Consider the following 14,449-nt stretch of genomic DNA (forward strand, 5'->3'; position numbering starts at 1 on the left):
CTTAACGCCTCCCATTTTTTTCTTCATCCAAAATATAGTTACCCCATAAATCATCAAACAACGTCATGCTCGGAATATACGAAGCATTAAGCTCCAAATACTCACACAACTCATAATAATCAGTAGACTGCTTCGGAAAACTATGATCTTTAAAAGCATCATTCGCAAATTTCGTCGCCGCATCACGTTTGATGGTATCGCGATAAGTCATTAAATAGTGATAAAACGATCGTCCCAAGCTGTCCATTCCTCTCTTTTGTCAACGCGGCACATGCTGTAAAATTTCTTCACAAATCCGATGTGTTTCAAGCGCTGATTTTTTCGAAACAGGTTCCGCCTTACCTTCACGTACCGCAGTCAAAAAGTCCGTAATAATCGACTCGAATCCGCGTTTATAAAGCGTCGTCTCCCAGTCACCGAAACGCACAACTGAATGACCCGTTCCTTCATAGACATGCAGCTCCGTCACATGCTCCACTTCCCATTTCGCATCCGGCGTAAATACCGTCAAACGCTCCTCGCTCGTACCACTTTCCCGGTTCATCATCGCCGTCGCCGTCCGACCATTCGCCAAAAACTGCACCGTAATCGCTGATAACAAATCCCCATTCATCGTCGGGAAAACCGTCATCTTCTCCACTGGCGCGTCCAACAAATGAAGCACCGTATCCACCACATGAATAAAATCATCAAAGATAAATACCCGAGGCTCACTTGCCTGCGCTTTTCGGTGTTTTTGCATCAAGATCATATTCGTATCCGTTTTCTCCGCCAAAGCCGCATATCGAGGCGCAAAACGACGATTAAAGCCAACCATCAATAACGTATTTTTCGCTTCCGCTAGCTCGATTAATTCCTTCGTCGTTTCATAATCATCCGCCACTGGCTTATCCACATAAACCGGAATACCAGCCTCCAAAAATGCACGAACAATCTCCGGATGGCTTGCCGTCGACGTATGTACAAACGCCGCATCCACCTGCGCACGAATCATCGAATCCACCGAATGATGCGTATTATGAAAACGATATTTTTCACTAATCGCCTTCAACTTCTGAGAATCTCGCGTAAACAAATGCACTTCCACATTATCTAAATGCGCAAACACCGGTAAATAAGCCTTCTGCGCAATCCCACCTAAACCAAGCACAGCAATTTTTTGCATCGTCATTCCTCCTCGAAAAAATACAAACTAATACCCCTACCAATTCTATCACAACTTAGCAGGGGTATTCAATGTTGAAGATAGGACATACGCTCGATTTGCGTAAAGCCAAGCACACTCCTCCCAATATATAGAGAGGTATGCTAGTCCTCGGCTTTACGCAAGCTTTTATCCAAGCCTCATTAAAAATACGAATTATCACACAAAAAATGGTAAATATTCGCCATATCCTTCTTCTTCAAGCGCATCTTTCGGTACAAAACGAAGCGCCGCCGAGTTAATGCAATAACGCATGCCACCCGATTCACGCGGTCCATCCGGGAAAATATGACCCAAATGCGAATCGGCATCCACCGAGCGAACCTCCGTCCGAATCATCCCGTGCGACAAATCTCGTTTTTCCAACACCTCAAGCGCATCAATCGGTTTCGTAAAACTTGGCCAACCGCATCCAGCATCATATTGGTCCAGTGACGAAAACAACGGCTTACCAGACACGATATCCACATAAATTCCCGCTTGATTATTATCCCAAAACTCGTTTTTAAACGGGCTTTCCGTGCCGTTTTTCTGTGTCACTTGATACTGCAATTCGTCTAGTTCTTTCAACCGTTTCGCTTTCTCCTCTTGATTCACAGCAAATCACCCTTTCCAATTGGCATCGATAAATGGGTCACGTCCCGAATGACTGCGGTAGTTCTTATAATGATTCGGATCCTTCTTATAAAAATCTTGATGATACTCCTCCGCCACATAAAATGGCCCAGCCTTCTCGATTTCCGTCACGACAGGCCGCTTAAAACGCCCACTCGCATCCAAACCGGCCTTCGATTTCTCCGCTATCACGCGCTGTTCCTCTGATGTATAGAAAATAACAGGACGGTACGACGAGCCACGATCCACAAACTGACCACCAGCATCCGTCGGGTCCGTCTGTTGCCAATATACCTCCACTAACTTCTCATATGGAAAAACAGCCGGATCAAACGTAATTTCAACAGCCTCCGTGTGCCCGGTCGTCTCACTACAAACCTCTTTATACGTCGGATTCACCGTATGGCCACCCGTATAACCCGCCACAACACTCTCAATCCCTGGTTGCGTATCAAACGGCTTAATCATACACCAAAAACAGCCACCCGCAAAAATTGCTTTTTCACTCATTATCTTACCTCCCCATCTTATTTCGTCGGTACCAATAGTGTAAACGAAATATCGTCTTTCTTCAAATCAAGCGCATCCACACGTACTCGCATGTCACCTTTTAGTTTCAATTTATTCATATCCAAATAAATTTTCTTACGTTTTGGCGAAACCGTTACCCAATCCGGCAATTCCACCTGATTCTGCACATATTTCATCGCAACAGAAACCGGAAGCGGTAACGCCCCAATTCTCAGATCCACTTGCTGCAAAACAATCACGCCATCCTTCCGCAAAGTTGGCGTAAAATTAAGCCCAAGATCCACTGGCTGTCCCAAAAAATGAGCCTCCGCAGTAAAAACAACATCATCCGCTAAATACACGTCATATTTGATATCCGCATCATTATCTTTCTGAAAATCCTGCAAATAATGCGCAATTAAAGCATTCAAATCCGCCTTATTCGTTGATGTTGGAAATTCCACCATATCCTTCGTGCTCACCATCCGCCCCGCATCTTCCGGCACATGTGGCGAAAACCAGAATATCGACATATAAATCCAACCAATGCTGATTATTAAAATCCCGACAAACGTCAGAAACGCCCATTTCCAGTAGTTTGTTTGCTTATCTTTTGACCTCAACAGCCGTCACCTTCTCTACTCTATATTTCCATTTTGAATCGATGTCACCATTTGTTTGTATAAAGCATCCGCCATTTTCTGATAGCCGGCATGATTTGGATGAAACAAATCGTCTGAAAGATTCGGATTTGCCTTTCCTTCTTTCGTTGCAGAACGCTCTTCCAACTGCTTATTCACCGAAATAAAATGCGTATCATTCACCTTTGCCAATGTCTCTTTTGTTGAGGCATTCCACTCGCTAATAATATCGTCAAGCACCTTCATCTCGCTAAAATAAGTCGTATACGGATTATAAATACCAAACAAGTATATCGGCGCATCTGGATTCAAATCGCGAATGTCATCCAAAAGTTTCATCAAATTGGCGTCAAATTTCTCATTCGCCTTCGTAAAATCGGATTTCTTCGCATCCAATAATTTAGAACGAATGACTTTCACCACATCGTTCCCACCAATCGTGATTGAAATCGCATTGGCAGCTTTCACATCATCTTGAAAATCAGGTTGTGTATCCAAACGTTTCAGCAACTGGTCCACCCGATTACCGCCGACACCATAGTTCTCCGTCGTCACACTTCTCACATCTTCACGCTTGGCTAATTTGGTCTTAATAATCCCGACGTAACCGCTATCGTTTTCCTCATCGCCAGAACCTTCTGTTAACGAATCTCCCATCGCGACAAGGTTGATTGAAACACGCGCTTCTTCACGCTTTCTCTCCTGCTCTTTTTGGATAAAATAAAAGGTAAGAATGGCCGCGAGGATGATGATAGCAATCCCCGCGAGCCAATATTTTTTCTTATTCAACGTCTTCACCTAACCTACTCTGTATAGTAAATCATCGCAAACGCGCCGTTTCCAGCATGTGTTGAGATAACCGAATCGGCATTTAACAACAATACTTCCGGCAAGTGGAAAATTTCTTTCGCATGTGCTCTGATTTCTTCGGCCATCTGCAACCCATTCGCGTGTACCACGTTGAATTCCTTGACCTTCTTCGTTTCTGCTTTTAATACGTCCACTAAATAATCCATCGTTTTTTTCTTACTGCGAATCTTAGCTTCTTCAACAAGTGCGCCGTCTTGTAATTTGGCAATCAACTTGATGTTCAAGAGACTTCCAATAATACCTTGCATTCTGCCGACACGCCCACCTTTAATGAGGTTTTCGAGGGTCACAACGCAAATATAAAGCTTTGTTTTCGCGCGAATCGATGATATTTTTGTTAAAATGTCTTCTACCGTATTTGTTCCAGTTTTCGCCATTTTCGCCGCTTCAATAACCTGAAACGCCAAAGCACGGGCGATGTAATCCGAATCGATGACTGTTACTTTGCCATCCACCATATCTGCGGCTTGTTGCGCCGTTAACACCGTACCACTTAGTTTCTCCGTTAAATGAATGGCTAATACTTCACTACCATCCGCTGTTAATTCCTCAAATAAGGCTACAATATTTCCAATTGCTGGTTGCGATGATTTAGGAAGTTGTTTCGAAGCTGCCATTTTTGCCATAAATTCAGCTGGCTCAATGTCCGTCGCATTGTATGTTTCTCCATCAATTTCGACGGTTAACGGTAGAATATGAATGTTATATTTCGCCACTTCTTCTGGCGTTAATCCTGCTGTTGAATCAGTCACAATTTTTATTTTTGTCATTATTTCCACATCCAATTCTAGATTTCTTCTTTCTATTATAGCAAGAAAATCACAATAGTACTATTCTAATAGCTAAATATCAGGCGGAAGTTGTACCTAAGAACGATGGTTTTGGTATTCTTTACACTATCTTAAACTTTCAAGGCTTTTTTTCACTTTCTATTTTCTCGAAAAAGGCGTATGATAAGAACAAGAATAGAAAATTTAATTTTTCAGAAAAGTTTGGTGATAAACATGCACGAAGCGTACAATTGGAAAGAAGAAGTCGCAAATGCGGTCACACATGGCGTTGGTTTTTTACTTAGTATTCCAGCTCTAGTGATGCTCATTGTTTTCGCAGTACAGCGGGATAACCCGATTTATTTAGTCAGTTTTTTAATTTATGGTATTTCATTGATGTTATTGTATTTCTGCTCGACGATGCTACACAGTTTCAAGCCAGGAAAAGCGAAACAATTATTCAATATTTTGGATCATGTCGCCATCTACGTTTTGATTGCCGGATCTTACACACCACTTGTTTTGATCACACTACAAGGATCGCTCGGCTGGACATTATTCGGCGTCATTTGGGGACTTGCCGCAGCAGGAATCGTGTATAAATGCTTTTTGCTCGGAAAATGGAAACTCGTTTCGACGCTTTTCTATCTATTGATGGGCTGGCTCGTCATGATTGCCATTAAGCCGCTCTATTTAACACTGGAACCAGTCGGATTTTGGTTGCTCGTCACCGGCGGAATCATGTTTACCGTCGGCGCGGTTTTTTACAGCATTCCAAAAGTTCCGTACATGCACGCGATTTGGCATTTGTTCGTCATCGCAGGCACAGGATTTATGTATTTCTGTATTTTGTTTTACGTATAATTTTGAAAAGGCATCCGCGAAAGTGGATGCCTTTGTTTGCTTCATTTGGATGTTATCATTCCAAAAACGAGGAAAAAAAGACATAAAACCAATAATACGAGCGCAGGAGAAAGCACCACGAACCAAACGAGAACAAATAACGCTACGAGTAAACCGATAAACAGCGCCAAATGTATCCACGCAAGCCGTTCTTCTGGAACCCGATATAGATGAAATGTTCCTGAAAAAGCAAGAACGTACACCAAAACCGAGCTAAACAGGAAGAAAACAACGAAATGGTACGATATATCTGGCAAAACAAGCATTTTGATACCTGCCGCCGTCGTCGAGAGCGATAAAAACAGGAATAAGTGTCCATAAATAATCAGTTGCCCTGCTGTTTGCTGTTCCTTATCTAATTTTTTCTCCAGATTATCGAAATACTGCCACCAAATCAGTAATACCAAAACAATCGCGCAGGCTGCATAAAAGATCAGGCCCGCGTCCATCACTTCCGTCGACAACACAGAAATAATCGCAACAATCGATTCTCCCAACAGAATAATCGTGAATAAACCAAAGCGTTCCAATAAATGCTCCGTGTGAATCGGGACTTGTCGCAATCGCTTTCGCCCTATCAGCGGTACCAGAATATCCAGCACAATTCCTGCGTAAAGCATGATATAACGCCATTCTCCATCTAAAAATAGCGAGATGGAAGATATGAAAATCCCAATCCAGAAATATTTTCCTAGAAAAAGCGCCACATTCCGACGAGCCGCTTTTTCTTTTTTTGCGGCAAAAAGATATTGTATCGCCGTAATCATCCTCAATCCGATATAACCAATGAAAAAAGTGATATACGTCTCATCAAAATGAATATTGAAGCTTGAAATCATTAATAATACAAACATGATTTCGAGTCCAATAAGCAATCGTTGTGGTAACAAATCATTGCCATAGCGATTGATAAATAACGTCTGTCCCGTCCAAGCCCACCATAACGGCACAAACATCAGCACAAACTTCCAAAAAACACTCGCATCGACCACGCCATCTTCTATATAAAGCAGAACATGCGTGACAGACGCGATTGCCCCGACAAATAATAAATCAAAAAATAGCTCCAGCCACGTTACTTTCTTCGGCACAAAAAATCGCCCTCCCTTTTCTTTCGCTAATTATAACGAAGCTCTGCGTCGGAAGCAAAAATAGGAACTCTTATTTTTAATTAGTATGACACATTAAACATTTGCATTCTATTATGTCATACTATATAATAAACAGCATATCCTATATCGAAATGAGGTGAGCCAAATAAAGCTCTCAGCACGACAACTAGCCATCATCGAATTTGTAAAAGTAAACGAACCCGCAACAGGCGACCAAATAGCACGTTCGCTGGAGTTAACGCGTGCCACGATACGCGCTGATTTGTCGATTTTGACGATGACTGGTATTTTAGATGCCCGTCCGAAAGTTGGTTATTTTTATTCGGGGCTCGATTTAAATCCTACTATCTATGAAGATATTCGCCATCTGAAGGTAGCCGAAATTATGACGACACCAGTTTTCGTAACGAAAGAAACCTCGATTCACGATGCGATTGTCACGCTTTTTTTAGAGGATACTGGTAGTTTATACGTGATCGAGGCGACCGAACTGATCGGCATTGTTTCTCGCAAAGACTTGCTAAAAGGTGCACTTGCAGATACCGACAAAAAGGCGACACCAATTGCGACGATTATGACGCGGATGCCCAATATTTTAACTGTCACAAAAACAGACTCTGCCCTCTACGCAGCGCAACAACTCGTGATTCATCAGATTGACTCCTTGCCTGTTATGGATGGCAAAAAAGCCATTGGAAAAGTTTCTAAAACACGATTGACGCAACTTTTCGTGGATACGTTCAAAAATGAATAAATCGGAGGTAAAAATGAAGTCTACTGTCATCATTTATGTTATTTCAGATGCCATCGGAGAAACCGCACAACACCTTATTCGCGCTTCAACTGCTCAATTTACATTGGAAGGTGGCACTGATATACGCCGCCACGCCTTTGTTCGAGACGAAGAAGCGTTGCTGGAAATTTTAGAAGAGGCCCGAAAAGCAGATGCGATTATCGTCCAAACGTTAGTGCAAAAGCGGTTAGGCAGCATTTCTAGCGATTATTGTGCACAACACGACATGCCCTGCATCGATCTTGTGTCCAATCTCACCAAAGCTATCGAGCAAAAAACGGGACAGCAATCCAAAGAAGATCCCGGTAATATGCGCAGGCTTGATCAACATTATTTCGACCGAATCGCCGCTATCGAATTTGCCGTTAAATACGACGATTGCAAGGATCCACGAGGTTTACTGGAAGCAGATATCGTACTCATCGGCATTTCCCGCACAAGTAAAACACCGCTCAGCAGTTATCTCGCCAACCAAAATTACAAAGTCGCCAATGTCCCGCTCGTTCCAGAGGTGCCGATTCCAACAGAACTCACCCAAATCCCAAGAAATCGCATTATCGGCCTGACAAACAGTCCAGAAAAACTCTCCGCCATTCGCAAAGTACGCCTAAAATCGATTGGTTTAGACGAAACGAGCAGTTACTCTAGTGAAAATCGGATTTTAGAGGAACTCGACTACGGATATCGCATTTTTAAACAACTCGGGTGCCGTATCATTCAAGTAGAGGACAAAGCTATCGAAGAAACTGCAGCCCTAATCATTGAAAAAGTGAAATAAAAATCTAATGTTAGAGGTGACTATTTTGAGAAAATTTGTGTATCATTTTAATGAAGGTTCGAAGGAAATGAAGTACTTATTAGGTGGAAAAGGTGCCAACTTGGCCGAAATGACGAATATTGGACTGCCCGTCCCGCCTGGCTTTACGATTACAACGGAGGCTTGTAAAGACTATAATGAGCACCATCAATACTTATCGGACGATATTTATGCTGAAATGATGACACATCTACACATTTTGGAGGAAGAGACTGGGAAGAAATTTGGCGATGCTACGAATCCGCTTCTCATCTCCGTACGTTCAGGCGCCCCTTTTTCGATGCCAGGAATGATGGATACAATTCTTAATCTGGGACTGAACGATCAATCGATTCTTGGGCTTGTAAAGGCCACCAATGACGCGCGTTCGAGCTATGATTGCTACCGCCGCTTTATCCAGATGTTCGGCGATGTCGTTTTTCAAATTCCTAGTTACCGTTTCGAGCAAGCGCTTACTGATCTAAAAGCACAGAAAAATTATACGCTCGATACAGAGCTTTCTGCCGAGGATTTGCGGGACTTGATTGCTACGTATAAAGCGCTTTATGTCAGTGCTTCTGGTCGTGATTTCCCGCAGGATCCTTTCGACCAACTGCGCTTGTCGATTACCGCTGTTTTTGATTCTTGGGAAAATCCGAGAGCAGCCATTTATCGTCGCCTCCATCACATTGATAATCAACTTGGAACCGCTGTCAATATTCAATCGATGGTGTTTGGAAATACTGGCGACACGAGCGGAACAGGAATTGCTTTTACACGAAATCCTTCGACAGGCGAAAATATCTTTTTCGGTGAATATTTGTTGAACGCGCAAGGAGAAGATGTCGTTGCCGGGATTAGGACGCCAGAGCCGATTTCACATTTGGAAGATACGATGCCTGAGGTTTACAAACAATTGCTCGACGTTGCTGCCTTGCTTGAACTGCATTATTTGGACATGCAAGATATTGAATTCACCATTGAAAAAGGCGAACTGTTTGTGCTGCAGACGCGAAATGGGAAGCGGACGGCGCAAGCGGCAATCAACATTGCGGTGGACCTTGTGCATGAAGGGAAATTGACAAAAGAGGAAGCGATTATGCGGATCGATACGGCTCAAATTGATCAGCTACTCCATCCTTCTTTTGATGAAGCGAGTTTGCGTGCCGCGACGTCACTTGCAACTGGCCTGCCAGCTTCTCCGGGTGCTGCGACCGGCCAAATTTATTTTAATGCAGAAGATGCCGTTGAAGCCGCTGAACGTGGCGAAAAAGTCGTGCTCGTGCGCAACGAAACCTCGCCCGAAGACATTGAAGGCATGGCGAAAAGTGTGGCGATTTTGACAGCACACGGTGGTATGACATCGCATGCGGCTGTTGTTGCTCGAGGTATGGGGAAATGTTGTGTGGCGGGATGCGATGCGATTGCGATTGATGAAACGAAAAAAATGATGCAAAGCGCGACGGCTACGCTTACGGAAGGTGATTTCCTCTCACTTAACGGTTCGACTGGAAGTATTTATCTCGGTGAAATCCCACTTGTCGAGACAGAAATCGGTGGTCATTTTGAAGAACTGATGAGCTGGGTGAATGAGACGAAGAGGCTTATTATTCGTGTTAATGCAGATTCTCCTGAAGATTTGGAAGTCGGATTGCATTTTGGTGCGGAAGGTGTTGGGCTTTGCCGAACAGAGCACATGTTTTTCCAAGAAGACCGAATTCCACACGTACGTCAAATGATTATCGCGGAGACAAAAGAAGAAAGAATGATTGCCCTAGCCCATCTGAAAGAGATGCAAAAAACGGATTTTGTAGGTATTTTCCGAGCTGCTGATGGAAAACCCGTAAATATTCGCCTGCTTGATCCACCACTACATGAATTTTTACCGAAAACGGATCGTGATATTGAAAAATTAGCGCGAGAAATCGGGAAACCAGCTGAGGAAATTAGGCAACGCGTTCAGGATTTAGCGGAAACGAATCCAATGCTTGGGCATCGCGGTTGTCGTCTGGCTATCACGTTCCCAGAAATTTATATCATGCAAGCCGAAGCCATTATGGAAAGCGCGATTCAGATTCATGATGAAGGGATTGCGGTATACCCTGAGATTATGGTCCCCCTCGTTTCTAGCAGAGAAGAAATCGCGATTATTAAGAACCAGCTGAAAGAAGCGATTCAAACAATATTCCGAAAAGAACAGTTGGTGTTGCCATTCGATATTGGGACGATGATTGAAATTCCTCGCGCATGCGTTACAGCAGATGAGATTGCGGAAGAGGCACAATTTTTCAGCTTTGGGACAAATGACCTGACGCAATTGACGTTTGGTTTTTCTAGAGATGACGCGAATAAATTCTTGTACGCGTATCAAGAACAGAAAATTTTGCCGACAGATCCGTTCCAATCGATTGATCAAAAAGGTGTCGGTGCGCTGGTGACAACTGCGGTGCAACGAGGGCGGATGACGAATCCGGCGCTTAAGATGGGCGTTTGTGGAGAACATGGCGGAGATCCTGCATCAATTCAGTTTTTCCATCAGTTAGGATTGCAGTATGTTTCTTGCTCGCCGTACCGGATTCCGATTGCGCGGATTGCAGCGGCTCAGGCATCGATTTTGGAGGAGCGGGAGAAAGTGAACGTTTAGAAGGATGAGAGCCCCGAGTAGTGATGTGAAAATCGCTGGTCGGGGGTTTTTGTTGAGGGGCTTATGGCGCATTTTGTTTCCTTAAAGTGCCAATATGAGTGTAAGCAAAGCGAGCATTCGTTCCTTGTACTCCAACAAATCTGGACGACGGACTAATAATGATTTGGCAGTCGTTCATAAACCGGCAATCTTATTCGCGGGAACGCTCCGTGTTTTGACTTATCATCGCTTTCAGATCCAGCTTTGTTGTGGTTCTTGAAAAGCGTCGTGTGCTTTTTTAGAACCTCAATATGCAGTGGAATGCAATGAAACTGCCTTCCTATTCCCAGTCTCTCGGAAATTGTTGACACTCTTAGGAAGCGTATTTTGTTTCCTTAGAGTGTCAATATGAGTGCGAGCAAAGCGAGCATTCGTTCCTTGTGCGCCAATAAATCTGGACGGCGGACTAATAATGATTTGGTAGTCGTTCATAATCTGGCAATCTTGTTCGCGGGAACGCTCCGTGTTTTGACTTATCATCGCTTTCAGATCCAGCTTTGTTGTGGTTCTTGAAAAGCGTCGTGTGCTTTTTTAGAACCTCAATATGAAGTGGAATGCAATGAAACTGCCTTCCTATTACCAGACTCTCGGAAATTTTCGTGGCCTCCGCAAAAGTCAAAGGAGGACTTTTACTGCGCCCCCTAACAAATTTTTTCGGGGCTAACGGGCTTCTTCAGCTTTTCATCCTTGACAAACCTCCTTTTTCCATGTAATCTAATACCAACAAATCTTATCGGGATTATATACTTTCATAATTTCTGGGGTTAAAAAAGGGAGGACTTTTTACATGGACACAGCATTTTTAATTATTAATTTAGTCGTAGCGGCCATCATCGTTTTTGTTTTTGGCTGGCTGGCGAAGCGTCATGTTTCATTTTCAAAACGGGTACTTTTAGCGCTTGGTATCGGTATTGTCGCAGGTTTTGTCTTGCAATTTATTTATGGCGCGGCATCTAATGTCACAACGCAAACGACGGAATGGCTAGGAATCATCGGTGGCGGATATGTCAAACTGCTGCAAATGATCGCCATCCCGCTTATCTTCATCTCCATCGTCACTGCTTTTACACGGCTTCAACTAAAAACCAATATCGCAAAAGTTGGTATGTGGATTATCGGCACGCTTGTTATCACGGCTGCCATCGCCGCTTTCGTCGGTATCGGGGCGGCTCTTTTATTCCATCTTGATGCTAGCAATATTTCACAAGGTGCAACCGAAGCAGCTCGTGCAACGGAACTTCAAGATAAATTTGCAGGAATTAGCGATCTATCGTTCCCGCAAAAAATCGTGGAGCTCTTGCCTGCTAATCCATTCCTTGATTTCACTGGTGCGCGTGCGACTTCCACAGTTGCCGTCGTTATTTTCGCAGCGTTTATCGGCGCCGCTTTCCTCGGTGTACAGCGCAAGCAACCCGAAGAAGCCGCTACTTTTGCGAAAGGTGTCGATGCGATTTATGTGATTATTCTTCGTATCGTGAAGCTGATTCTTCGCCTGACTCCTTATGGTGTTTTTGCGATTATGACAAGTACTGTTGCCCTTAGTGATACGTCCGCGATTTTAAAACTCGGAAATTTCGTGCTCGCTTCGTACGCAGCGCTTATCGCGATGTTCGTTATCCATCTCGTGATTGTCGCTTTCACAGGAACTAGCCCGATGACGTATATTCGTAAATCACTACCCGTTTTGACGTTCGCCTTCACTTCTAGAACGAGTGCTGGTGCGATTCCACTGAATATTGATACGCAGAAAAAATTAGGCGTGCCAGAAGGTATTGCCAATTTTGCTGCATCATTCGGTTTATCTATCGGGCAAAACGGCTGTGCTGGGATTTACCCGGCAATGCTTGCGATTATGATTGCTCCTGCGGCTGGGATTGATCCATTTTCGTGGAAATTCATTTTAACCGTCGTGCTTGTTGTTGCAATCAGCTCATTCGGCGTTGCTGGTGTTGGTGGCGGTGCAACATTTGCCGCAATCATCGTGCTCTCCACGCTGAACTTGCCAATCGGACTCGCTGGTGTCTTGATTTCGATCGAGCCACTAATCGATATGGGCCGTACAGCGCTGAACGTAAGCGATAGTATGGTGGCCGGACTTGTCACAAGTAAAGCTACCGGTGAACTAAAAGAAGAAGAACCAACATTGGCAGAAGCATAAAATGAAAATGGCGTTAAATCAAGGACCCAAACCTTGACTTAACGCCATTTTTATATTGTTTTCTGGGTTTTTAATGTCGGTACAATCAATCCTGCTAACACGAGACAAATCGCCAAGTACGTAAAAGTTGTCGCGTAAGAACCTCCTGAAATATCGAGTAATTTCCCGATGAAAATAGGTGATACAATTCCTGCAATTGAGCCTAAGCAGTTCACCACCGATGACCCCGTCGCCATCTGATCTGTTGGCAAAATATCGACGACAATTCCCCAAAAGATACCCTGCGATAAAAATAGGAACCACGCCGTCACACATTGTAGTACAAGCGCTAACTCGATGGAAGGCACTTTAATAATGAAAAATAACGAAACCGCTGCAACCAATATCGAAATCGCAAAAATAAACCGGCGCTGTTCTTTAAATCGGTCCGACATTGCCCCACCAAGAAGCATCGCAACCGTTCCAACAAGATACGGCAGCGCATTATAAAACCCCGTCGCCTGCAAACTCAAGTTCCGCTCATTCATCAAATAAGACGGCAACCAAGAAGTGAAGCCCCAAAAAGTAAGATCAAAGAAAAACCAAACGAGTCCCGCTTTCCAGACCAAACTATTTTTGAAAATCGTCGACATCTTCGCTTTTGGCTTAGTCACATTCACGGTCGGCTCATCTTCCTCTAGCTCCTGCAACGCCTCTGCGCTCATTCGTGGGTTATCTTTCGGATTATCCCGCACCAATCGGTAAAACAAGAATGCCACAACAAAACCCGGAATCGCTAGAAAAATAAATAAATGCCGCCAACCAAAAACACTAATAAAATAAGCCGCTAGCACACTCGCAAAAGCCGGCCCCAACGTGTTGACCGTCGATTGAATACTCGTCATGCGGCCACGAAGCCGTTTTGGATAATAAGTCGCAATCGCTTTATAAGAAGATCCAGGAAGTGGCGCCTCACCAAGCCCGAAGAAAAACCGAACCCCTAAAAATAGAGGATAATAAAAAATAACCCCTGTCAGCATCGTGAATAGCGACCAAAAGCCAACTGCAATACTCGTCATTTTACGAAAGCCAAACCGGTCCGCAAGCATTCCACCTGGAATCTGGAACAGCGCATAACCCATAAAAAAGGTACTAATAATTAGCCCCTGATGCGTGGATGTCAACTCAAAATCCTCCGCTATGTAAGGTAAAGCCACCGTTATGACCATCCGATCTAAAAACGATAACAACCAACAAAACCATAATAAAACCAACACTGTGCCACTAGCTCGCCATTTTGCATTTTTAAAAAACATTGTTACAAATCACCCACTTTTCAATTATAGGAACAATCTCATGTTTTCGATATATTCTTATAATTTAGCATAGGGCTAGATACTTGTAATTATTCATTT

General features: G+C 43.7%; 14 protein-coding genes. 5 read left to right on the top strand and 9 right to left on the bottom strand.

The window, feature by feature from the left end; genetic code table 11:
• Position 1: 1 nt before the first annotated feature.
• From DUK53_RS03195 to DUK53_RS03225, 7 genes are all read right to left on the bottom strand, one after another.
• A complete protein-coding gene (locus DUK53_RS03195; RefSeq protein ID WP_036093474.1) occupies positions 2–238 on the bottom strand; it encodes a YozE family protein in 237 nt (78 codons plus the stop codon).
• A 21-nt stretch (positions 239–259) separates the two neighbouring features.
• The gene (locus tag DUK53_RS03200) at positions 260–1,165 is read right to left on the bottom strand and encodes a Gfo/Idh/MocA family protein (RefSeq protein WP_052164839.1); all 906 of its coding nucleotides are present in this window, start codon (positions 1,163–1,165) and stop codon (positions 260–262) included.
• A gap of 198 nt (positions 1,166–1,363) precedes the next feature.
• On the bottom strand, positions 1,364–1,801 hold the full coding sequence (gene msrB, locus DUK53_RS03205) for a peptide-methionine (R)-S-oxide reductase MsrB (protein ID WP_036130819.1): 438 nt from the start codon (positions 1,799–1,801) through the stop codon (positions 1,364–1,366).
• A gap of 6 nt (positions 1,802–1,807) precedes the next feature.
• Positions 1,808–2,329: a peptide-methionine (S)-S-oxide reductase MsrA gene (gene msrA / locus DUK53_RS03210; protein ID WP_036093477.1), complete on the bottom strand. Its 522-nt coding sequence runs from the start codon at positions 2,327–2,329 to the stop codon at positions 1,808–1,810.
• Positions 2,330–2,346: 17 nt separating this feature from the next.
• Positions 2,347–2,952: a YpmS family protein gene (locus tag DUK53_RS03215; RefSeq protein WP_236637253.1), complete on the bottom strand. Its 606-nt coding sequence runs from the start codon at positions 2,950–2,952 to the stop codon at positions 2,347–2,349.
• A gap of 15 nt (positions 2,953–2,967) precedes the next feature.
• Entirely contained in the window at positions 2,968–3,759 is a 792-nt protein-coding gene (locus tag DUK53_RS03220; protein ID WP_036131382.1) for an SGNH/GDSL hydrolase family protein, read from the bottom strand.
• 14 nt (positions 3,760–3,773) lie between these two features.
• A complete protein-coding gene (locus tag DUK53_RS03225) occupies positions 3,774–4,610 on the bottom strand; it encodes a DegV family protein (RefSeq protein WP_036130818.1) in 837 nt (278 codons plus the stop codon).
• A gap of 234 nt (positions 4,611–4,844) precedes the next feature.
• Between DUK53_RS03225 and trhA the strand changes: the two genes are divergently transcribed.
• Positions 4,845–5,474, top strand: coding sequence for a PAQR family membrane homeostasis protein TrhA (trhA, locus tag DUK53_RS03230; protein WP_036093479.1), 630 nt, complete (start codon positions 4,845–4,847; stop codon positions 5,472–5,474).
• A gap of 41 nt (positions 5,475–5,515) precedes the next feature.
• Here the strand turns inward: trhA and DUK53_RS03235 are convergent, their stop codons facing one another.
• Entirely contained in the window at positions 5,516–6,604 is a 1,089-nt protein-coding gene (locus DUK53_RS03235) for a low temperature requirement protein A (protein WP_036130816.1), read from the bottom strand.
• A 157-nt stretch (positions 6,605–6,761) separates the two neighbouring features.
• On the opposite strand from DUK53_RS03235, the gene ccpN reads away from it, so the two are divergent.
• The 4 genes from ccpN (at position 6,762) to DUK53_RS03255 (ending at position 13,055) form a co-directional block, all read left to right on the top strand.
• On the top strand, positions 6,762–7,379 hold the full coding sequence (gene ccpN, locus DUK53_RS03240) for a transcriptional regulator CcpN (RefSeq protein WP_103034847.1): 618 nt from the start codon (positions 6,762–6,764) through the stop codon (positions 7,377–7,379).
• Positions 7,380–7,392: 13 nt separating this feature from the next.
• Positions 7,393–8,196 (top strand): pyruvate, water dikinase regulatory protein, encoded by an 804-nt coding sequence (locus tag DUK53_RS03245; protein ID WP_036131380.1) that lies wholly within the window; start codon positions 7,393–7,395, stop codon positions 8,194–8,196.
• A 25-nt stretch (positions 8,197–8,221) separates the two neighbouring features.
• A complete protein-coding gene (gene ppdK, locus DUK53_RS03250; protein ID WP_036130814.1) occupies positions 8,222–10,858 on the top strand; it encodes a pyruvate, phosphate dikinase in 2,637 nt (878 codons plus the stop codon).
• Between the two features lie 826 nt (positions 10,859–11,684).
• A complete protein-coding gene (locus DUK53_RS03255; RefSeq protein ID WP_124892554.1) occupies positions 11,685–13,055 on the top strand; it encodes an L-cystine transporter in 1,371 nt (456 codons plus the stop codon).
• A gap of 50 nt (positions 13,056–13,105) precedes the next feature.
• Here the strand turns inward: DUK53_RS03255 and DUK53_RS03260 are convergent, their stop codons facing one another.
• Positions 13,106–14,350 (bottom strand): MFS transporter, encoded by a 1,245-nt coding sequence (locus DUK53_RS03260; protein ID WP_036093484.1) that lies wholly within the window; start codon positions 14,348–14,350, stop codon positions 13,106–13,108.
• Between the last annotated feature and the right edge of the window lie 99 nt (positions 14,351–14,449).

Source organism: Listeria sp. SHR_NRA_18 (assembly GCF_003856515.1).
GTDB lineage: Bacteria > Bacillota > Bacilli > Lactobacillales > Listeriaceae > Listeria_A > Listeria_A newyorkensis.